This is a genomic window from Amycolatopsis sp. NPDC034160, from assembly GCF_055575355.1.
This window is the reverse complement of sequence record NZ_JBVISU010000011.1, coordinates 1-21,241: the sequence shown is the minus strand read 5'-3', so window position 1 is coordinate 21,241 and position 21,241 is coordinate 1. Positions and strand designations below refer to the sequence as shown.

The 21,241-nt window shown below is 68.0% G+C and carries 17 protein-coding genes and 1 tRNA gene; 6 read left to right on the top strand and 12 right to left on the bottom strand.

From position 1 onward, the window contains the following. Positions 1–64 precede the first annotated feature (64 nt). On the bottom strand, positions 65–796 hold the full coding sequence (locus ACZ54P_RS21950) for a methyltransferase domain-containing protein (RefSeq protein WP_465463421.1): 732 nt from the start codon (positions 794–796) through the stop codon (positions 65–67). A gap of 111 nt (positions 797–907) precedes the next feature. On the opposite strand from ACZ54P_RS21950, the gene ACZ54P_RS21945 reads away from it, so the two are divergent. The 5 genes from ACZ54P_RS21945 to ACZ54P_RS21925 all read left to right on the top strand — a co-directional run bounded on the left by ACZ54P_RS21945 (position 908) and on the right by ACZ54P_RS21925 (position 5,768). Next, on the top strand, positions 908–1,771 hold the full coding sequence (locus tag ACZ54P_RS21945; protein ID WP_465463420.1) for a ParA family protein: 864 nt from the start codon (positions 908–910) through the stop codon (positions 1,769–1,771). Between the two features lie 5 nt (positions 1,772–1,776). After that, complete coding sequence (locus ACZ54P_RS21940) at positions 1,777–2,580, top strand: DNA-formamidopyrimidine glycosylase family protein (protein ID WP_465463419.1); 804 nt, start codon at positions 1,777–1,779, stop codon at positions 2,578–2,580. A 128-nt stretch (positions 2,581–2,708) separates the two neighbouring features. Beyond that, a complete protein-coding gene (add, locus tag ACZ54P_RS21935) occupies positions 2,709–3,758 on the top strand; it encodes an adenosine deaminase (RefSeq protein WP_465463418.1) in 1,050 nt (349 codons plus the stop codon). A gap of 376 nt (positions 3,759–4,134) precedes the next feature. Next, the gene (locus ACZ54P_RS21930; protein ID WP_465463417.1) at positions 4,135–4,695 is read left to right on the top strand and encodes a GNAT family N-acetyltransferase; all 561 of its coding nucleotides are present in this window, start codon (positions 4,135–4,137) and stop codon (positions 4,693–4,695) included. A gap of 23 nt (positions 4,696–4,718) precedes the next feature. After that, the gene (locus ACZ54P_RS21925) at positions 4,719–5,768 is read left to right on the top strand and encodes a quinone-dependent dihydroorotate dehydrogenase (protein ID WP_465463416.1); all 1,050 of its coding nucleotides are present in this window, start codon (positions 4,719–4,721) and stop codon (positions 5,766–5,768) included. Here ACZ54P_RS21925 and ACZ54P_RS21920 read toward each other — a convergent pair. The 10 genes from ACZ54P_RS21920 to ACZ54P_RS21875 form a co-directional block, all read right to left on the bottom strand. Next, positions 5,728–7,365, bottom strand: coding sequence for an amidase family protein (locus ACZ54P_RS21920; RefSeq protein ID WP_465463415.1), 1,638 nt, complete (start codon positions 7,363–7,365; stop codon positions 5,728–5,730). The genes ACZ54P_RS21925 and ACZ54P_RS21920 overlap by 41 nt on opposite strands. 390 nt (positions 7,366–7,755) lie before the next feature. Beyond that, complete coding sequence (locus ACZ54P_RS21915; protein ID WP_465463414.1) at positions 7,756–8,862, bottom strand: peptidase inhibitor family I36 protein; 1,107 nt, start codon at positions 8,860–8,862, stop codon at positions 7,756–7,758. 134 nt (positions 8,863–8,996) lie between these two features. Next, entirely contained in the window at positions 8,997–9,590 is a 594-nt protein-coding gene (locus ACZ54P_RS21910) for a hypothetical protein (protein WP_465463413.1), read from the bottom strand. Then, positions 9,587–11,212 carry a VWA domain-containing protein gene (locus ACZ54P_RS21905; RefSeq protein WP_465463412.1) on the bottom strand — a complete coding sequence of 542 codons (1,626 nt, stop codon included), beginning with the start codon at positions 11,210–11,212 and terminating at the stop codon, positions 9,587–9,589. The genes ACZ54P_RS21910 and ACZ54P_RS21905 overlap by 4 nt, the downstream gene beginning before the upstream one ends. Then, the gene (locus ACZ54P_RS21900) at positions 11,209–12,363 is read right to left on the bottom strand and encodes a toxic anion resistance protein (RefSeq protein WP_465463411.1); all 1,155 of its coding nucleotides are present in this window, start codon (positions 12,361–12,363) and stop codon (positions 11,209–11,211) included. The genes ACZ54P_RS21905 and ACZ54P_RS21900 overlap by 4 nt, the downstream gene beginning before the upstream one ends. Next, entirely contained in the window at positions 12,363–13,451 is a 1,089-nt protein-coding gene (locus ACZ54P_RS21895; RefSeq protein ID WP_465463410.1) for a hypothetical protein, read from the bottom strand. Before ACZ54P_RS21895 ends, ACZ54P_RS21900 begins: the two co-directional genes overlap by 1 nt. 139 nt (positions 13,452–13,590) lie before the next feature. Beyond that, entirely contained in the window at positions 13,591–15,012 is a 1,422-nt protein-coding gene (locus ACZ54P_RS21890) for an ATP-binding protein (RefSeq protein ID WP_465463409.1), read from the bottom strand. Next, the gene (locus ACZ54P_RS21885) at positions 15,009–16,664 is read right to left on the bottom strand and encodes an NAD(P)/FAD-dependent oxidoreductase (protein WP_465463408.1); all 1,656 of its coding nucleotides are present in this window, start codon (positions 16,662–16,664) and stop codon (positions 15,009–15,011) included. Before ACZ54P_RS21885 ends, ACZ54P_RS21890 begins: the two co-directional genes overlap by 4 nt. A gap of 110 nt (positions 16,665–16,774) precedes the next feature. Then, positions 16,775–17,323, bottom strand: a complete 549-nt coding sequence (locus tag ACZ54P_RS21880) for an HdeD family acid-resistance protein (RefSeq protein WP_465463407.1) — start codon at positions 17,321–17,323, stop codon at positions 16,775–16,777. 97 nt (positions 17,324–17,420) lie between these two features. Continuing rightward, positions 17,421–19,574 (bottom strand): RICIN domain-containing protein, encoded by a 2,154-nt coding sequence (locus ACZ54P_RS21875; protein ID WP_465463406.1) that lies wholly within the window; start codon positions 19,572–19,574, stop codon positions 17,421–17,423. A gap of 269 nt (positions 19,575–19,843) precedes the next feature. Between ACZ54P_RS21875 and ACZ54P_RS21870 the strand changes: the two genes are divergently transcribed. Beyond that, positions 19,844–19,916: transfer RNA gene (locus tag ACZ54P_RS21870), tRNA-Ala, on the top strand. 340 nt (positions 19,917–20,256) lie between these two features. Here ACZ54P_RS21870 and ACZ54P_RS21865 read toward each other — a convergent pair. Continuing rightward, positions 20,257–20,463 (bottom strand): hypothetical protein, encoded by a 207-nt coding sequence (locus tag ACZ54P_RS21865; RefSeq protein ID WP_465463405.1) that lies wholly within the window; start codon positions 20,461–20,463, stop codon positions 20,257–20,259. Positions 20,464–21,241: the final 778 nt, after the last annotated feature.

The window sequence follows — 21,241 nt, the reverse complement described above, 5'->3', positions numbered from 1 at the left end:
CCGGACCACCGACAGTCTCGTGAGTGGTAGTGACGGTTAGAACCGTCATTACCACTCACGAGGCTCAGGGGCGGCGGGCCAGGAGGTGCAGCCGGCTGGAGATGTCCCGCAGCGGGGACACCGACGCGGCCGCCAGCTCGAACTCAGCCAGGTCCTCTTCCCGGACCCCTCCCGGCACGAAGTCCGCCACGACGCCGTCACCCTGCAGGGAGATCACTTCGAGGCCGACCGCGACGAGCTGAGCCCGCAGCACCTCGGCGTCGAAGCGCCGCAGCACCGTTTCCCGGCCGCCGCCCAGCACGCCGCTCTCGGACGCCAGCAGCTCCCGTGCCTCGCCGAGCCGCCCGGCCAGCGCGCGCTGCAGGATCGCCGCGTGGCGGTTCGCCACCAGCACCGAGACCGCGCCGCCGGGTTTGACCGCGGCGGCCAGCGCGGCGAGCACAAGCTCAGGGTCGTCGACGACCTCCAGCAGGCCGTGCGCGAGCACCAGGTCGGCCGATCCGGCGGCGACGTGGGCGCCGAGCGCGTCGGAGTCGTCGGCGATCACCGTGATGCTGCTGGAGACGCCTTCTTCCTCGGCGCGGCGGCGCAGGGTCGCCAGCGCGTTGGGGTTCGGCTCGACGACGGTCACCAGACAGCCCGCCGAAGCCAGCGGCACCGCCCAGCCGCCGCTGCCGCCACCGACGTCGACGACGTTCGGCTGGTGCGCGCCTCGCGCCCGGGCGGCCTTGAGTTCTGCTTCGAGAACCCGGCGAACCGCGCCCGATCCCCGCGTGGCCACGGTGTCCGTCTTCATAAGCGCACAGGGTAATGCCCGCCTTCCGGCAGGCATTACCTGTGTAGTCCGATGCGGTGTTCGACACCTTGCCGGGGAGCCACCCCGCCGAAGGCCCGTAGGCTGTATCGAGTGCACACGGTCGCTGTACTCAGCCTGAAGGGTGGCGTCGGTAAAACGACGGTCGCCCTCGGTGTCGCGTCCGCCGCCCTGCGCCGGGGCGCGCGGACTCTCGTGGCCGACCTGGACCCGCAGGGCAACGCCACCACTTCGCTGGATCCACCCCTCACCGACCGCACGCTGGCCGACGTCCTCGAGACACCGACGCGTCCGGTGCTCGAACGCGCGATCGCGCCCAGCGTGTGGAGCGACCGGATCGACGTCCTCGTCGGTGCCGAAGAGCTGGAGATGCTCAACGAGCCCGACGCCGACAGCCGACGGCTGGAGAACCTGTCGCGTGCGCTCGACGAGCTGCACACCAACCCGTTGCGCGAGGAACCCTACGAACTGGTGATCCTCGATTGCCCGCCGTCGCTCGGCAGGCTGACCCGCTCGGCGCTGGTGGCCGCGGACAGCGCGCTGATCGTCACCGAGCCGACGATGTACGCCGTCTCCGGCGCCCGTCGCGCGCTCGAAGCGATCGAGAAGATCCGCGAGGAGCAGAACCCGGGGCTGCGGCCGATCGGCGTCGTGGTCAACAAGCTTCGCGTGCGCTCCTACGAGCATCAGTTCCGGGTGGCCGAGCTGCGGGAGAACTTCGGGCCGCTCGTGATGCCCACGGCGATCCCGGACCGGCTCGCGGTGCAGCAGGCCCAGGGCGCGTGCAGCCCGATCCACGAGTGGCACTCCCCCGGCGCCCAGGAGATCGCGCTCACCTTCAACATGGTGCTGGCCAAGGTCCTCCGCTCGAACCGCGCCGGACGGCATCGCGTCCGCGGCGACGAACCGGAGCCGGCCGAAGAGCCCACCAAGCTGAGCGACACCGGCACGGGTTAGCGCCGATGCCCGAAGGCGACACCGTCTTTCTCGCCGGCAAGGTCCTCGACAAGGCACTGGCCGGGAAGACGCTGCGGAGAGGCGAGTTCAGAGTCCCTCAGCTGGCCACGGCGGATCTCGCCGGGCGACAGGTACTCGGCGTCGGCACGGTCGGCAAACACCTGCTGACGCGTTTCTCCGGCGATCTCACCCTGCACAGCCACCTGCGCATGGACGGCAAGTGGGCGGTCTATCCGGCGGACGCTCGCTGGCGCCATCCGGCTCATCACGCGCGCGCCATCCTGGTGACCGAAGACGTCCAGGCGATCGGTTTCCGCGTGCACGACCTCGAACTCCTGCCCACGGGTGAGGAAGACCGCTTGGTCGGCCATCTCGGCCCGGATCTGCTCGATCCACAGTGGACGGACGAGCTCGCGGAGCGGGCGGCGTCCGCGCTCGCCGCCGACCCGGATCGCGAACTGGGCGACGCCCTGCTGGATCAGCGGATTTTGGCCGGGATCGGGAACATGTACAAGGTCGAGATCTGCTTCCTGCTCGGCGTCACACCGTGGACCCCGGTTTCCGACGTGGACCCCGCGAAGGCCGTCGCGCTCGGCCGCAAACTGCTGAAGGCGAACGCCTGGCACACCTGGCAGACCACCACCGGTGAGTTGCGCCGCGGCCGCGAGCACTGGGTCTACGGGCGGACCAAGCAGGGCTGTTTCCGCTGCGGCGGACGGCTCCGGGTCGCCGCACAGGGCACCGGCCACCAGGCCAGGCCGACCTGGTTCTGCCCCAAATGCCAGTCAGGACCCGCCCCCGGCGGCTAAGCTGGCTTCGTGACGCTGTTCAAGCTCCCGCTCTACGGGGCCGACACCGAACGCGGCGACCTCGCTCCCTGAGCCGCCCGCTCCACTGATACGTCACCCCTTCACCCACTTTGCAGGGAGCTTTCGTCATGCCCGGATTCCTCACGGGCGAGGCGCTGCGCGCGTTCGTGCACGCCCTGCCCAAGGTCGAACTCCACGTCCACCTCGTCGGTTCGGCGAGCCTGCCCACGGTGCTGGAACTGGCCCGGCGGCGCCCGTCCGCCGGGGTGCCGACAGAGCCCGATGCGCTCGCCGAGTTCTTCACCTTCCGTGATTTCCCGCATTTCCTCCGCAACTACCTGGCGGTGACCTCGCTGGTGCGCGACGCCCGCGACATCCACACCCTCGTCACCGGCCTGGCCGCCGATCTGGCCGCGCAGAACGCGCGCTACGCCGAAGTGACCGTGACGCCGTACAACCACCTGCTCGACGGCATGACGGGAGACGATCTGCTCACGGGTCTCGCCACCGGGCGGGCCGCGGCGAAGGCGGAGCACGGGGTGGAACTGGCCTGGTGCTTCGACATCCCCGGCGAGAAAGGCGTCGTCGCCGGGCGCGAGACGGTCGTGTTCGCGCTCCGCGAACGCCCCGAAGGACTGGTGTCGTTCGGACTGGGCGGGCCTGAGGTCGGCGTCGGCCGCGCGCAGTTCGCGCCCTTCTTCACGCGGGCCCGGGAGGCGGGGCTGCACAGCGTCCCGCACGCGGGCGAGACCACCGGACCCGCCACCGTCTGGTCGGCGGTGCACGACCTCGGCGCCGAGCGGATCGGCCACGGTGTCAGCGCGTACACCGATCCGGCACTGATGGAACACCTTGCGGTACAAGGGATTCCACTGGAGGTCTGCCCCACGTCGAATGTCCGGACCGGACAGTTCCCGTCGATCGAGGCGCATCCGATCCGCCGTCTGCTCGACCATGGCGTGCTGGTCACGCTCAACACCGACGACCCGCCGATGTTCGGCGCCACGCTCGACGGCGAGTACCTGGCCGTCGCCGAAACCCTCGGCCTCACCACGACCGAAATCGCCCGATTCGCGGAGAACGCCGCGAACGCGTCGTTCCTGGAATCGGCGGCGAAGACCGCCCTCGTGACCGAGATCAAAGAAATCTTGTTGCAGGACCCCGAAGTCCTCGCCTAGCGTGGCGGTACACGAGAGAGGAGGTGGTCCAAAGTTGTATTCCAACAGGACTCGTGAGGTGACTGTCCGCTAGCGGACCGCACGCGTAGGACTTTTGAGCAGATACAACGCAAGTTGGAGCCACCTTCGGCTCGTCGTCTGCTTCGCGTGCTGCCTGATAGCGAATACCAGGCAGTCACCGGGCCCCCGAGGTTCTCGAGCACCGGTCCGGCTCGGGCCCGGCCGCCGATTCCGGCGTCCGGGAGCCACCTCGGGGGTACCCTCATATCCGGGATATGGCCCATTTGCGAGCCCGCGAGGGACCACCCGTCGCGCTGGAGGACCGTCCGCCGCTGTTTCGCTCCCGCGAACCCGCCAGACTGGATAGCCTGACGCCATGTTGAGGCCCGATTTCCCGATCACCACCCCACGCCTGACCCTCCGTGCCTTCACCCCGGACGATCTCGACGAACTCAACTCCTTCCAGTCCCGCGCCGACGTCGCCCGCTATCTGTACTGGAGCCCGCGCAGCCGGGCCGAATCCGCCGCCGCGCTCGCGAAACGCGTCCACAGCAGCACCCTGTCCGAGGAAGGCCAGTTCCTGGCCGTGGCCGTGGAGCTGACCGAGAGCGGGCAGCTGATCGGCGATCTGAACCTCGAATACCTCAGCAGCGAACACCGCCGGGGCGAGATCGGTTTCGTGTTCCATCCCGACCACCACGGCAAGGGGCTCGCCGCGGAGGCCGCCGTCGAACTACTCCGGCTCGGCTTCGAAGACCTCGGACTGCACCGGATCATCGGCCGCTGTGACGGCCGCAACACCGCTTCCGCCGCACTGATGGAACGCCTCGGGATGCGGAAGGAAGCGCATCTGCGGGCGAACGAGATCGTCAAGGGCGAGTGGTGTGACGAACTCCTCTTCGCGATGCTCGAAGACGAGTGGAAGGCGCGCCCCTAGCGGCCACCAGGCATGATGGGCGCGTGCTCTTCGACAAGATCGTCCGCCCCGCGCTGTACCGGGTCTCCGGTGGTGACCCCGAAACCGTGCACGAACGCACCATCGGCAGCCTCGCCGGGCTGAGCCGGGTCTCCCCCGCGCTCGCCGTGCTCGGCCGCGTCTACCGGACGGACGATCCGGTCACCTTCCTCGGGCTCCGCTTCCCGAACCGCGTCGGCCTCGCCGCCGGGATGGACAAGAACGGCCGCGCGCTGCACGCCTGGCCCGCGCTCGGTTTCGGATTCGTCGAAGTCGGCACCGTCACCCGGCATCCGCAGCCGGGCAACGACAAACCGCGGCTGTTCACCCTCGCCGAGACCGACGCGGTGATCAACCGGATGGGCTTCAACAACGAAGGCGCGGAAGCGCTCGCCGCCCGGCTCGCCGCGAGCGGGAAGCCGCCGGTGCCGCTCGGCGTCAGCATCGGCAAGTCCAAGGTGACCCCGCTCGACGAGGCCGTCGAGGACTACCGGTTCTCGCTGCGGGCGCTGTACCCGTACGCCGACTACTTCGCGGTCAACGTCAGTTCGCCCAACACACCGGGGCTGCGGGCACTGCAGGACAAGACCGCGCTGGCCGAGCTGCTCGCCGAGCTCCGGAAGACCTCGGCGGAGTTGGCGGGCGATGCCAAGCCGACGCCGGTGCTGGTGAAGGTCGCCCCCGACCTCACCGACGAAGCGCTCGCGGAACTGCTGGAGGTCTGCCTCGAACACGGTGTCGCCGGGCTGATCGCGACCAACACGACCCTGTCCCGCGAAGGGATCGCGCCGGCCGAGGCCGCCATCGGCGAGCAGGCGGGCGGGCTTTCCGGCCGCCCGCTCACCGCACGTGCGGTCGAGGTGGTGCGGTTCGTGCACGACGAAACCGGCGGCGAACTGCCGATCATCGGCGTCGGCGGCATCTTCGACGCCGGCGCCGCCGCCCGGATGCTCGACGCCGGCGCCGGTCTCGTCCAGCTCTACAGCGGTTTCGCCCTGCACGGCCCCGGTCTGGTCAAGCGGGTCGCCCGAGGTCTCGCGGCCCGGCCGTACTGACGAACCGCAGGTAGGCACGCCAGCACTGGTACCGCGTGAGCGCCGTCGCCGTCGCCGTGGCCGCCTGGTCACAAAGGACGGCCAGTGGAGTGTCCCCGTTCTCCAGCCGGATCCGGCCGAGGACGAACGGCGCGGGCAGCGTGGCGGCGAACGTGCCGAGGGCGGCTGGCGAAAGCCGCCAGCGTTCCCCCGACAGCATCGTGTGCTCGCCCGCGGCGCTCACCGGTACGACGCCCGGCTGCGGCGGTTCGGTCGGCAGCAACAGCATCCGATAGCCCTCGCCGGTCTTGACCAGTCCGGAGAAGCGCGCCCCCGCCGCGACCAGCTGCTCGTTCAGCGGCTGCCCGCGCAGCTGCGCGCCGAACACCACGAGATCCGCACCCGGTGCGGGATAAGGGAAATCGGCCTGTTCGTCGGTGAGGACGGCGGCGAGGTCGATGGCGACCTGGTCGTCGAACGGCCGCACCACCACCGACACCCCGTACGGCCCGAGATCCGACGGCGACGACGGCACCGTGACCGCGGCGAGGTCGAGCAGGCCGACGAACGCCGTGAACCGCTCCAGCCGCTGGGCGACCCCAGCCGGATCGGACAGCGCCTCCGCGACCTCGGGATGATCCGAGACGGTCGGCAGGACCAGGGCGTCGTACTCCGACAGCGTCCGGAGCGCGAGCATCCCGGCCTCGGCGACCCGCTGCCTGTCGGCGATGAAGCCCTCGTCGTGCATCAGTTCGCCCACCGACAGCAGGGCCGACACCTCCACCGTCTCCACGATGGCGCCGGACGCGCGCAGCGCCGAAACCGCGCCGAGGAAGGCGGAACGGGACTGCAGTGACAGGCAGGTGAGCGTTTCGGAGCCCGGGACCGCGACCCGGGGCCGGTCTCCCGCGCTGAGCCGGACGTCGGCGGGCCAGTCTCGCGCGAGCGGGTCGATCCCGTCGGGGCCGGTCATCAGCCCCAGCGCACGCTGCCCCAGCGTCAGGCTGCGCGCGAACAGGGCCACGCTGTCGCAGGGCGCGACGACGCCGGTCTTGGGCACCAGACCCGGTGTCGGCTTCATCCCGACGATCCCGTTGAGCGACGCGGGAATCCGGCCCGCTCCCGCGGTGTCCGTGCCGATCGCCAGGTCGACCAGGCCGAGTGCCACGGCCACGGCCGCGCCGCTGCTCGCGCTTCCGGAGACCCGGGCGGTGTTCAGCGCGGCGCTCACCGCGCCGTAGGGGCTGTGAGTGCTTTCGAGATCGCTGCCGAACGGGTCGCAGTTGGTCTTGCCGAGGACCACCGCTCCGGCGGCGGCCAGCCGGGAGACCGAGGTGGCACCGACACAGCAGACGTCCTCCCCCGCGGTGGGAAGACCGGCGACGTCGATGACGTCGGCGACCGCCAGCAAAGTTCCGGCGAGCGGGAGGTCCGCGCCGGCGCGGAGGCGTTCATCGACCGCCTTCGCGTCCACGAGGGCGTCTTCCAGAGGGCGGAGGGTGATCCAGACGTCGGGCCGGTCGACCTCGGTGATCCGGTCGTAGGCCGCTTTGACGCGCTGATAGGAGCTGGGAGGCGGGGCCGGGATCGGCTCTGGTTCCGGGGGTAGCGTCGTCACTGGGCGTCCTTTCCTCGGTGGGGACGAGAAAGACCACTGCGCGAGATCCACTGTGTCCGGTCCGCCACCCTGGGACGCCCGCTGACGCGGGCTGGGTTCAGGCCCGAGCTGGGAAAAGCACTGCGTGCATGCGAGAAACGTTAGGCATCGCGCGTTTCCGCCACCAGCGGATTCGGGTTACGCGAGCATTTCGGTATCACACAGTGAGCGAGTCGTTACGCAATGGAGTATTAGCGACGACGAATGAGACGATTGTCCAGGAAAGCGCCTGCTCAGGGAAGCCCGCGGAGCTTCCGGCACGGTCGCGAGTGGCTGGGTGGGTCGTGAGTGGCGATTCGGGTTCTAACCCGAATCGCCACTCACGACCACCTGTACCGACGCCTCACCGGGCTAGCTGTGCAACGGCCCCTCCGCGACGCGCACCGCGGGCACGGCCGGTGCCGCGGGACCAGCCGAGGCACTTTCAGCCTGCGCCCCACCGGAGGAACGCACGAGCCCGGCCGACTTCCCGCACACCTTCTTCTTCTCTTCCGACGTCATCTTCTTGCCGACCGTCCTGGTCTGCCCCACCACACCGGGCGCCGGGCCTTCACCGCTGAAGTTCCAGACGTACCATTGGTGGTGACCCCATCGGCGCTTGTCGTACCACATGTCGTACGAGCCGCTGGCCACCCGCATCACCGGTGAGCGGTCCAGGCCCGCCCAGTAGCCGGGATTGACCTCGATCCGGGTCTCGACGCTCTCGCTGGTCTCCCAGCCCCATTCCTGGCCCCACGTGCGTTTGTACGCGACCGACCAGTCGACGAGGAACTCGAAGCCCGCGCTCACGCTGATCTCGTTCGACACCGTGTTCTTCCCGCTGCGGGTGTCGCGTTTGCCGATCACCTGGGTGATCTTGTTGGCACTGCAGTTGTACACCGTGTCCACGCGGCCCCAGTTGCCGTAGAAGTCCTGGCCGCGCTGGTCGACGTGGGCGTTGCAGGTCTTGGTGGCGTGGCCGCAGTCCTTGAGCAGTTCGGCGCGCGACGGTCCGCGCGAGTACACCACCGAACTGCCGCGGTCGTTCATGTTCGACCCGTAGTTACCGCTGTCGTTGGCGTACCATTCCTGGCTGCCGCCTTGGTATTCGGCGTGCTCGTACATCGTGATGTAGCAGTTGCCGAAGGTCTGGAACGAGGAGATCCTGTCGTTCCAGTCACCGAGAAACCCGATGGTCTGGTTGGTCCCCTCGGTACACGGCGACCCGGTGACGGCGACGCTCGCACCGCCGAAGTTCGCGTGTTCGTACAGCACGCTGATCACCGTCGCGGAGGCACCGACTTCTCCGGCCTTCGCCGCGGCGAGCGACTCGCTGACGCTGTCGAAGCACCGGATCACTCCGGTCGCTGTGTCGGCGACGCAGTGATCACCGCGCTGTTCGGCATTCGCCGGGGTACCACCGGCGAGGCACACCACCACCGCGGCCGCGGCGGCCGCCCAATGTCTGTACTTACGCACGTCTGAACTCCCTCACCGAAGACGGAACACCGACCACGACCGGATCGGCGTTACGCAGTCCACCATCGGAAATCGGGCTTGCCCATGCAGAATGACCGGCAGACTGTTTTCCGCTTTCCGATGATCGGGACGCCCTAAGCCGATTCGCCGCGCTCGCGCAGATAGCGCGTGTGGTCGGCCTGCTGGTGGACGTCACCGGCGTAGAACCGTTCCGCGATGCGGTGCGCTTCGGTCTCCAAAAGCTCCAGTTGCGCGAGGAGTTCGTCGGACGCGTTCCGCTCACCGGGCCGCCGTTTGGCGGCGAACCACCACGGCAGATTCAGGTAGGTCTCCACCGACAGTGGCAAATCCGTCCGTGCCAGCCGGGTGACGGCGTGCTGGACGTCCGGGTTGGCCGCCCACCGCTCCGGCTTCGAGAGCACGTCACGGAGGACTTCGGCGATCCGCCGTACAGCGTCCACAGAGGACTCCGGCATCCGCTGTGCTCGCTCGGTCACCTTGGCCACCAGCGCAGCGAGGTCCGCCCGTAGCTGCCCGGCTTCGACGACCGCGTCGGCCGGCACCAGCCGGACTCGTTCGGGCGGCGCGAGCAGGGCGAACACCGCGTAGAGTCCGGCGACGACCACCGGCCACCATCCGCCGACGACGCCGGTCAGGTACAGCACGAGCCCGATCAGCCCGCCGACGCAGCCGGCGAGGTTCTTCGTGGAACCGAGGTACCGGATCATTGGTACCCGCGGATTTCCTGGAACACCTTGGGCAGCACGTCACCACGCGCGTCGAACACGTTTCCGCCGGTGCGCTTCGCGACCTCGCCAAGTTCGGCGGAGTCACCCTCGCCGAAGACCACGGTGAACACCGGGATCTGCCGCATCGCCTCCGGCAGTGCCGGGAACTTCCGCTGGAAGTCCGCGAACGTGGAACCGCTCGCGTTCGCCCCGTCGGTCATCAGCACGATCGAGGTGAACCGATCCGGATCACGGGCGACCAACGGCCCCAGGATCTGGTACGCGCGATCCAGGCTGTCGTAGATCGCCGTACCGCCGTTCGCGTCGAGGTCTTCGGCGAACTGCCTGATGTTGTCCAAAGTGGACTGTGGATCGCCTTCCGGGACGACGAAGGTCTTCGGAGCGCCGGGCACCGTGTCGAACGGCAGCATCGTGACCTCTTCGCGACTGCGGAACCGCCGGTATCGCCCGGTCAGCGAACCGTCGGCGCCGGTCAGCGCGACGAGCGCGGTCCGCAGCGCCTCGATCCGGTCACCCGCCATGGAGCCGGACGTGTCGAGCACGTACAGCGTCCGCGAGGGACGCCGGATCTTGTCGAAGTAGGCACCCAGCAACGCGTCGACGGCTTGCTGCGTCGCGGGGAACGGGAGCTCGACAAGATCCTTCTGCGCGAACTGCGGTCCCGTTGGGACACCCGGGACGACCGGGCGGCGCTGGGTGGTCTCCATGATCCTGCGCTGCGTGTCCGGGGTGCGCAGCCGTTCGGCCAGCTTGCGGTGCGCGTCCCGGGCGTCGGGATTCGCGCTCTGCAACAACGTCAGCGGGTAGTCCGCGGTCACGACGCCATCGGACGGGTATACCAGCGTCAGCGGTTCGGGGAGTTTCCCGCTCGCGTTCATCGACAGCAGGACGGACTCGTAGTTGATCAGCCCGTCGACCTTCTTGCCGGGATCCTGGCCGGTCGCGCGCCGCTGGTAGGCCTCGGAAAGCCAGCCGGACGAGCCTGCCGACATCGCCTGCGCGCTGAAGAACTCGGTCAGTTTCGGGGTGACGGAAGCGATCTGCTGGGCGTCGATCGCGTTACCCGCGCCCGCGAGCGCCGAGGCGACCCCGACCAGTGCCGAGAACCCGGAGTTCGACGCCGACGGGTCGGTCATGCCGTAGGTGAATGTCTTCTTTCCGGCCTGTTCGGCGATTTCGCCCCAGCCCACCGGCCGCCCGGCCCAGCCGAGCCGCTGGGCCGCCGACGCGGAAAGCCCGAGTACCACCGGCGAACTCATGATCTTCGCCTGCTCGCCCAGCCGTTTCGCGGCTTCGGGAACGGCCGCGGGATAGCGGTTCGACGAGAACCAGACGGCGTCGTACTGGCCGTCCGCCTTCCCGCTCGCGAGCGATTCGGTGCCCTCCAGCGTCCCGGCGAACTGGAACTTGACCTTGACCCCGGTGGCCGCCGCTTCCTGTTCCAGCAGCGCTTGCATATCCGCCAGTTCGCTGCCCGCGAGCACCCGCAAAGTGCCCGGTTCGGCCGCCCCCAGGCCACCGGTCCCGCTTTCGCTCGAAGAACAGGAAACCAGCGACAGCGCGCAAACCGCACTGATCGCCAAGACCGTCCAGCGTTTCACGATGCCCCCTCGGCCGTCGCCGTCTCGTGAGACCGGCGCAGATGGTCTTCGGCACGCCGGATCTCCCCGGACAACGCCTCCACGGTCGCCGCCATCGTCGAGACGGCCCCGGCCTTGAACTCGTCGATCGCGTCGATACTGCGGTAGATCCGCTCGAACGATTCGCGGATCGTCGCCACCGCCACCGCCGGATCGCTGCCCGCGCGCTGGATCTCGGCACCGCGCAGTTCCAGCATCTCGGCGTTGGCCCTGATCAGCCCGTCAGTGGTGGCCTGTACGGCCTGGACCTCGTCGAGCACATCGCGCTGCCCAGCGAGCGCGCCGCTCACCAGCAGCGCGACCCGCAGCGCCGCGACCGTGGTCGACACCGCCCGTTCGATCCCGCGGATCAGCTCGTCGTTGTTGCGCCGCACCAGATCCAGTGCCAGATAGCCCTGCGCGCTCACCGCCAGCTGGGTCAGCAGGTCCTGATGCCGCCGCCGGATCGGATGCAGCGCGTCGGCCCGCAGCGACTTGGCCCGCGCGGGATCGGTGAAGTCGAAGATGCCGGCCTGGCGTTCGACAGCGGTGTCGACGGCCTCGGCGAACGCGGCCGCCTCCGACAGCTTGCCGAGCGTCGTCCACAGCCGCTCCCGCTCACCCTTGAGCGCGGCGTTGTCGCGGCGCAAGACGTCCTGCCGCGCACGCAGGTCCAGTACCAGCGCGTTCACCGGCTCGTTGGCGGCGCGGTAGCGGTCCACGGCCTTTTTCGCGCTGCCCGCGACCGGGATCAGCCCCAGCAGTTTCCGCCCGGTGATCGGCAGTTTCGCGGGATCGATCTCCGCGACGGCCCGCCGCAGCCCGGCGAGGCTCACTGTCGCCCGCTGTTGTGGCGACCCGATTTCCGCCAATGCCCGCGCCGAGCGATCCAGCAGCGCGCCCGCGACGGTCGCCGCCGCGCGCATGTCCGCCTCCCCGACCGCGAGCAGTTCGTCCAGGACGCGGGTGAACTCCGGCGATCGGACGTCGAGAGCTTCGAGCCGCCGGGCGAAACTCTTCGCGCGCTTCGCGACCTCGGCGTGGACTTCCGGTGCGAGGGTGACCAGGCCCGCGGCCCGTTCGGCCGGGATCGCCTCCACCGGTTCGGGTGGAGTGAGCGTGAAATCGTCCATCAGTACTGCTTCTTCACCGCGTCGAGCAGACGCTCCAGGGTTTCGAACGACGGCGGTTCGACCGCGTCCACCAGATCGGCGGGTACCGGTGCCTTGGCCGCGGCGACGACGTCGGCGAACAGCCGGGGATCACCGGTGCGGAAGCCGAAGGCGGCGGCGAGTTTCCCCAGCTCCGGATCGGTCGCCAGCAGCCTGCCGACCTGGTCGCCATTCGGTTCGAGCGGGACGAGCGTGTGCTTCGAGTACACCGTCGGTGCCAGGTAGAGCAGGCGCATGTCCGGCCGGATCGAGCCGTCGCCGCGCACCAGCCTGTCGACGAACTGCGACTCGTAGATGAGCGCCAGCGGCGTCTTGCCCATGCCCGCGGCGAGGTAGTCCTCGAACGGCCCTTCGGTGCTGTTCTGGGTGTAGCCCTGATCGATGAACAGCTTCGACACCCCGGGCAGCACCTTCGCCTCGGCCTCCGGCGTGCTGACGACATTATTCCCGTTGGCGACGAAGGAAACGATCGACAGGTACATCGCCGCCGAGTTCGACTCGCGCGGGTCCGTGGTGGTGACCAGGACGTTCTTCCGCGCCGGGAAGGCGGTGTTGCCGGGCAGCTGGTCCCAGCGCGTGCCCTTCTGCGTGAGTTCGAGGTACTTCGCGACGTCGATGACCTGGTAGTCCCCGGCGCCCTTGCGTACGATCCCGTTGGCGGCCAGCAGGTGCACGATCGGTTCGAAGGTCGCGATCGCCATCGGCGACTGGAACGGCGTGTGCACACCGGTCACCTGGTGATCGCGCTGGATCCGTTGCGCGGCGGGCGACGAGGACGGGAAAGCGAATTCGTACTTCCCGAGGTCCATGTTCGCGATCTGCCGCGAACCGGCGGTGTCCACCTCGACCTTCAGCCCGTGCCGGGCGAACGCGTCCGCCACCCGCTTGTCGGAGAAGAAGGCCAGCTTCTCCGATCCGATGACGCCGCGCACCGTGGTCAGATCAGTCCCCCGCGCGGTGTTCTCGTCACCGCCCCGGCCCCAGACGATCACGGCGACCACGGCCAGCAGCAGCACCACGGCCAGGCCGATCGACAGACGGCGTTTCACCGGCTCACCCCCTCGTTCACCGGCCTGATCCTTCAGCCCGTTCACCTCTTTTGACGCGCGGGCGAGCCATTTCGAAATGAACGATCAATGAACGAAAGAAGTCGTCATTTTCTGGCGAAACGTTGAGGGGGAAGGAAAATCAGATCACGGACTGCTCCGAGATCGGCAGGCAGACGGTGAACCGCGTGTTCCCCGGTTCCGAGTCGACGCGGAGGTCGCCCTGATGCCGTTCGACGACGATGCGCCACGAGATGTCCAGACCGAGGCCGGTCCCCTGCCCCACCGGTTTCGTGGTGAAGAACGGTTCGAAGATCCGCTGCCGGATCTCCGCCGGGATCCCCGGGCCGGTGTCGCCGATCTCGACGTGCACGTGATCGTTCACCCGGGACGTCCGCAACGTCAGTATGCCCTCGGCCCCCATGGCGCCGAGCGCGTTGTCGACGACGTTCGTCCACACCTGGTTCAGTTCGCCCGCGTACGCCGGGATCCTCGGCACCGTGTGGTCGTAGTCCTTCACGACCCGGATGCCCGGCCCGATCTTCCCGGCGAGCATGACGAGGGTGGAGTCGAGCCCTTCGTGGACGTCGATCCACTGATGGGGCGCGCGGTCCATCTGGGAGTACTGCTTGGCCTTGCCGACCAGCACCGAGATCCGCGTCGTCGAGTCCTCGATCTCGCCCATCAGCATCTCGGTTTCGAGCGCGTACGCCAGCCAGCGGACGGCGCCGTCGAGGAACGTCTCCCCGACCGAGTCCAGCAAGCGATCGAGATCGGGCACGGTCAGCCCGGCGCGGACGTAGATGTCGGCGAGATCCCAGCCCTGGTCGATGCCGTGGTCGTCGAACCAGTCGCCGATCTCGTCCTCGCGGTCGGCCTGCCGCATCGCCGTCAGCCTCGGCGCCGAAGAGACCTGCTTGACCAGTTGCTCCTGGATGTCGAGCAACTGCTCCAGCAACGCCGGGTCGACGCTCTTCTTCGCCAGCATCGCGAGCTTGTGCCGCATCCCGGCGACGCGCTCCCGCAACGACGCCGTCGCGCGCACGGCTGCCGCGGCCGGGTTGTTGAGTTCGTGCGTGAGCCCGGCGGACAGCTCGCCGAGCGCGAGCAGGCGCCGCCGCGAACCGATCACGGTGTCGCTGTTGCGCCAGCCGAGGTACATCCCCTCCAGCAGATGCGTGGCCATCGGGAACCAGCGGCGGAACTCGGTGGCGAACTCGGCCGCGGGCAGGGTCAGGAAGGTGAGGTCGCTGACCGCGTGCACCGAAGCGCCGTAAGTGTGTTCGGTCTCCTGGTGCACGAAGAACTGTGTCGCGCCGCAGTACGCGCCGCGCTGGTCGGAGCGGACCACCTCGACCTCGGTGCCCCCGACGAGCCGCGTGATCCGCAGCGCGCCGGACAACAGGAGATAGAAGCAGGTGGCGGGCTCACCCTCGCGGATGATCGTCTCGCCGCCGGTGTACCGCTCCAGCGCGGCGTGCTCGTCGATCCAGTCGAGCTGCTCCTCGTTGAGGTGCTCGAAGAGGAAGAGCCCGCGCAATTCTTCCCTGGGCAGAACGCTCACTGTTCCTCCAAATAGCGATGGACCAGGGTGACCGCCATGGCGCCTTCACCGACGGCTGAGGCGACGCGTTTCACCGACGCCGCACGGACGTCACCGGCCACGAACACCCCGGGAATGGACGACTCCAGGTAATGCGGGTCGCGCTCCAGCGGCCAGCCGGGCGGCTGGGCGCCGTCGGTCAGCAGGTCGGGTCCCGTCCGCACGAAACCGTGGTCGTCCCGCAGGATCTCCGTGCCCAGCCAGTCGGTGCGCGGCGCGGCGCCGATGAAGATGAACAGATGTCCGGTGGGCACGGTCTCGGTGGTGGCGCCGTTCTCGCGCAGGGTCAGCTGTTCGAGGTGGTCGTCGCCGTGTGCCTCGACCACCGTGGTCCGCGTGCGGACGTGGATGTTCTCGATCGCGGCGATCTGCTCGATCAAGTAATGCGACATCGACGCTTCGAGCGACTGGCCGCGGACGAGAATGGTGACCTCTGCCGCGTGCTTCGAGAAGAACACCGCCGCCTGGCCCGCCGAATTCGCACCACCGACGATGTAGACGTGCTCGCCCTTGCATTCGGGCGCCTCCGTGGCGGCGGAACCGTAATAGACGCCGCGGCCGGTGAGCTCGGCGATGCCCTCGGCTTTCAAGGCGCGGTAGGTGACGCCGCTGGCGAGCACCACGGAATGCGCGGCGATCTCGGTCCCGTCGCCGAACATGACCACGCGCGCCGAACCCCGCGCCTCCAAGCCGACGACGTCACGGGCGGTGAGCACCTCGGCGCCGAACTTCAGCGCCTGACGCCGGGCCCGGTCGGTGAGCTGCGCGCCGGAAACTCCGTCGGGGAAGCCGAGGTAGTTCTCGATCCGGGAACTGGTACCCGCCTGCCCGCCGGTGGCCTTGCGCTCGACGATGACCGTGCGCAGCCCCTCCGACGCGCCGTACACGGCCGCCCCGAGCCCGGCCGGCCCGCCGCCGATCACGATCAGGTCGTAGAACTCCTGCGCCGGCCGCGTGGAGAGGCCGACGGCGTCGGCGAGTTCCGGCCCGGACGGCTGGCGCAGCACCGAACCGTCCGGCGTGACCAGCACCGGGATGTCCTGCGGCGCGGCGTCCGCGGCCTCCAGGATTCGGCGGCCCTCGTCGTCGTCGACCGAGTACCAGCGATACGGCACGGCGTTGCGCGCCAGGAAGTCGCGCAGGTGGAACGATGGCGACGAGTACCGGTGGCCGATGAGCTTGATCTGGTCGACCGGCCGCTCCCCCACCGCGCGCCAGGTCTCCACGAGCGCGTCGATGACCGGGTAGAGCTTCTCTTCCGGCGGGTCCCACGGCTTGAGCAGGTAATGGTCGACGTCGACGACGTTGATCGCCTGGATCGCGGCGTCGGTGTCGGCGTAGGCGGTCAGCAGCGCGCGGCGGGCGTTCGGGAAGAGGTCCATCGCCTTCTCGAGGAAGACGATGCCGTCCATCTGCGGCATCCGGTAGTCGGCGAGGATCGCGGCCACGGCGTCGCCGCGCAGCTTGAGCTCGCGCAACGCTTCGAGGGCGTCGGCACCGGAATCGGCCCGGATGATCCGGTAGTCCTTCCCGTACCGTTTGCGCAGGTCGCGGGCGACCGAACGGGATACGGCGGGATCGTCGTCGACGGTCAACAGGATCGGCTGGCTCACCGGATCAGCCTAAGCGATCGCGCGTAACGTCGGATCATGCTCGCCGAGCCTGTCGAACCTGCGCCGCGTCGAGGCCCGCGTACACCTGCGGCAGGCCTGGCGGTGACCGCTCAGGCGAGCTTCCGTAGTCGGAACGCCAGCACGAGCAGGATCACACCGTAGATCAGGGCGTAGATCCCGACCAGCAGCGCGATCCCGTACGCGCCCGCGATCGGATTGAACACGATCACGATGCCCGCGATCAGCGAGAGCGCACCCGCCGCGATCAGGAAGGCCTCGCCCTCGATCTGCTTGCGCAGCCGGATCGCGGCGACGATCTCGACGATGCCGGTGAAGATCGCCCAGAAGCCGACGAGCAGGGCGAGCACCAGCACCGTGATCCCCGGCCAGAGCAGGACCAGCACGCCGGTGACGATGCCGAGCACGCCCAGCACCCCGTAGGCGGCACGGTGGGCGGCGTCGCCCGGCCGGAAGGCCTGCATCACGCCGCCGATGCCGTCGAAGATCGCGTAGATGCCGTAGATGATCGCCAGCGCCAACACGGTCGTGCCCGGCCAGATCAGCGCGAGCACCCCGAACAGGACGGCGAAAACCCCGCGGACGGCGGCGAGCGGCCAGGCAAGGCGGGGTTCGATGGCGGTGAAACCGACGAGAGGCATGTCCCGAGTATCGAAGCGCCGGAGAGCGTGCGCGCGGCACACCACCCGTTCGGGGGCCGGTGCGCGCCGCGACCGCCATCACGGCGCGCACCGGGGCTCAGGGATACCCGACGAGGTTCGCCACGTTCGATCCCGGATTGGCGGGTCCACCGCGGTCGTTGATCACCCGGTCGATGGTCCCGGTCCCGCCGAGGGAGACGGCGACCATGCTGCGGAACCGGACGTTCGGGGAGTTCGGCACTTCGATGGCGCGATCGGCGACCACGCTCGGATTCACGTTGAAGTAGCAATAACTGCCGAGCCCGTACGCCTGGTGGTCCGTCACCGAGTTCGCCACCTTGTAGGCCGCGTAACCCCGCGTCGACCCGTTCATCCAGGCGGCCTGATTCGGTGGGTCGTAAGGCATTTCGTTCTGGTAGAAGTACGTCCTGCCACGGTTGCCGGTCCAGACCGTCTGGTACTTCTGGTAATGCTCGACGAACAGGCCGTACATCGTGACGTCGTCGCCGTTGACGATCAGGCCGGTGTCGGCGGTGTTGGTACCCCAGCCGACCCCGCTGCCGTGGTCGGCGCGCCAGATCCACAGATGGTCGCCGATGACGTCGTCACTGTTGACCACCAGGCTGTTCGTGGCCTTGCCGACGGCCGCCCCGCCGACGCGGAAAAATACGTCGTGCAGTGAGATCGGGTTGGCCGCGTGGTCCTGCGCGGAGCCGGCCGGGCCGACCTCCATCAGCGTGTTGGAGTTCGTGGTGCCCGCGTCGATCAGCACGCCTGCCACCTTGACGCCGTCGACGTCGGCCACCGTCATCGCGGTGATGCCGTTGTCCGGAATCAGCGTCGCCAGCCCGAGGCCGAGCACGACGGTGTCCGGCCTGGTCACGCGGAGCGTCTCGGTGAGGTGGTAGACGCCCGGCGTGATCAAGAGGTCTTTCCCCTCGGCGAGGGCCGCGTTGAGCTGCGACGCCGTCGTGCCGGGCTTCGCGATGAAGAACCGGCTGATCGGCAGCGACTTTCCCGGCTGGTTGGCGCCCCACGTGATACCCGACGCGTTGGTGCGCGTCGAAGGCACGAAAACCTGGTACGCACCCGCGTTGTCGACGTAGAGGAACGGCTTCTCCCGCACGACCGGCGTCGTGTTCACCGTGGTGTACGGCGGATTCGGAAAACTGGTCGACGGCGCGCCGTCGACGCCCGCGAACACCATGTTCCAGTTGGAGCCGCTCCAGCCGCCGAACTGCGAGTTGCGTGAGATCCACTGCTGCTGTGAACCGGACCGGACCTGGCCGTCGACCTTGACGTCGGACATCCAGCCGCCGCTGGACCAGCCCCCGTCGTCGAGCTGCAGGTTGCCGCGGACGTGCATGCGCCGATAAGGCGCGGCCTGCGAAACGGCCCAACGGTCGGTGCCGCCGTTCGGGTTGACGGAGAGGTTTTCCGCGCCCCGCCAGAAGTTCTGTGTCGCGTTGCCCTGGAACCAGTCGGCCTCCGCGTGCACCGCGCCGTTGATCGTCACGCTGTCCGGTGAGAGCCCGAGCCCGAGCACCTGCGTGTAGAACCCGACGTTGACGTCGGCGTTGTACGAGCCCGGTTTGAACAGCAACGCCTTGCGGTTCGAGCCGAACTGGTTGGTCTCCTGCTGCGAGAACACGCTGTCGACCTGAGATTGGATCGCCGACTGCGACATGCCGGGATCGAAGACGAGCACGTTCGGCCCGAGGTCGGGGTTGGCCGTGCCGGTGACCGGCGTGAGCCGGAACGACTGCGCCCCGCTGCCGTTGCACGCGTACTGCTGCAGCCGCGCGCTGTCCGCGGTCGACGCCCCTGGGACGTCGAGGCACTTGCCGCTGTTGCGGCTGACGAAGTGATACGCGCCACCGGATTCCTCGACCGGCTGCCACTGCTGGTTGCTACCGCCGCCGTAGGTCCACAAATGGATCAACCCGCCGTCCGCGGTCGACACGTCGGCGACGTCCCACACCCGCGCTGGGTCGTTACGCGTGTTCACCCGGTAGTAACCGCCGGAGGTCGGCTGGAACTGCCACTGCTGGGAGAAGGTCTGATTGCACGCGTACTGCTGGACGGCCGTCCCGTTCGCCGTCCCGGCGCCACGCGCGTCCACACACTTCCCGCTACCGGCCGTCACCGTGTACCAAGTGTCGGGCACGATGGCCGCCTGAGCCGCCGGAGCCGCCACCATCAGCGCTCCGAACAGGGAAAACAGGGTAAACAGAGCTGCTCTGGCCCTCATCAGGACCTCCTCCGCGTCATTCGGGCAGGGCGAGCTGAGGTGGAGCCCAGTGGAGACGCGGCGTAGCGGGCGGGGACCTCGGCGTCACGATGGTCGAAAACGTAACGGCGGTCACACGCGGAGTCAATACACGTCTAAAAATAAGGCTAAAAGATGGAGGTCAGGGCGTTTTTCCCGACTCACGACTGCCAAGGGTGACCCCCGCGCGAACGGCCCTCGCGGGCGGTGTAATGTATGGACACACGAGATGCGGAGTTCAACTTCGCTCCGGGGCTATGGCGCAGCTGGTAGCGCACCTCACTGGCAGTGAGGGGGTCAGGGGTTCGAGTCCCCTTAGCTCCACAGTGACGAAACACCGCCCACCTGGCAGACCTGCCGAGGTCGGGCGGTTTTTTCGTTCTGTCTCACTTTGAGAATTGCCATGGCGAACTTCAGTTACCGTTCAGTAGCTGAAGCAAACCTGGAGCGCTCCGCCTCGCCCTGCTGAATGGGGTCACAACATCTGCTCCAGCTATGTAGCCCGACCGGTTAGTGCTTCCAGGCACACCGCGGCGTGCGGACCACGGTGAGCCAGGGCCGCCACGCCGGCGCGTTGCCAGTCCGCTTCAATGCTGCTGGCTCGTCCGACTGGAGCGACTCACTCGACTGACACCCTCGGAAGAACCACCGCACACCCCTTCCGTTATGCCGACACCTCGTCCTTGTCGGCGGCGGCTACGGGAGCCGACTCCGGGATCCCGTGGTCAGAGTCGGGGCACAGTGCTTCCCAAGCGGCCGACTTCGACAGCTTGAGCCCACTCTGCAACTCGCCCATGTCTTGAATCGCCTGCATGACTTTCGTACTCGACAGCTGGCGCGAACCCTCGAACGCCTCCGTGATGTTCCGCAAACTTTTGACGGCACCTTCCAGGAGTTCTGCGGCCAGGGAGGGCGGCCTCAAGCAAGTTTCCGGAGGCGTTGACGACGTCGAAGGATTTATCAGACATGGGAAGAAAGTTTGCTTGCCAGAGCGCCAACTGAAGACGTCGATCCGACACGCGCGAGTCAAGATCAACGACAGCTGACACCGGTTCAGTCAAAGGTCTGAGGCGAACCGGGCGGTAAAAAGTTCCGTCTGGTCACGCGGTGGAGTACGGCCACCTCCCTTCCCCACAAGGGAAGGGTGGCCGTACGGTGCACGCAACCGAGAACATCAACTAGACGCTGGGACTGTGCGGGAGCCGCAAGAAATCTATGGAGCAGGGTCGGTTTTCGATGAGACTTTTTTGTTCACTCGACTGGCCTATAGTCAACATCATCCAGTCCGCTTAGCTGCGACTTGCAACCTAGTACGTCGGGGTATTCTAGAGGGGGAGTAATCCGATGAAGTTCGTTCACGCATATCATTGCTGTTTGCTCTTGCGTTGACAGTGACAACCACCTCCACGGCCTTGGCCTCGATCCACCGAAGCGGCCGAACTGTGGCGACACGGTTTACTTGGTCGACACGAGTTCGGGAATTATCAAGGGGTAGGGCAAAGGTGTCGTGGTCGGGAGGGCCTGTGAGAAGTTGGACATCAGGCTTCGGCACTGGGCGGTGGTGTTCCGAGGTGTCGCGAAAGCCACTTTCAGGACATCACATGTCCCTCAAATGGCTTTCGCGACAACTCCTTTAAGGCTGGGGAAAG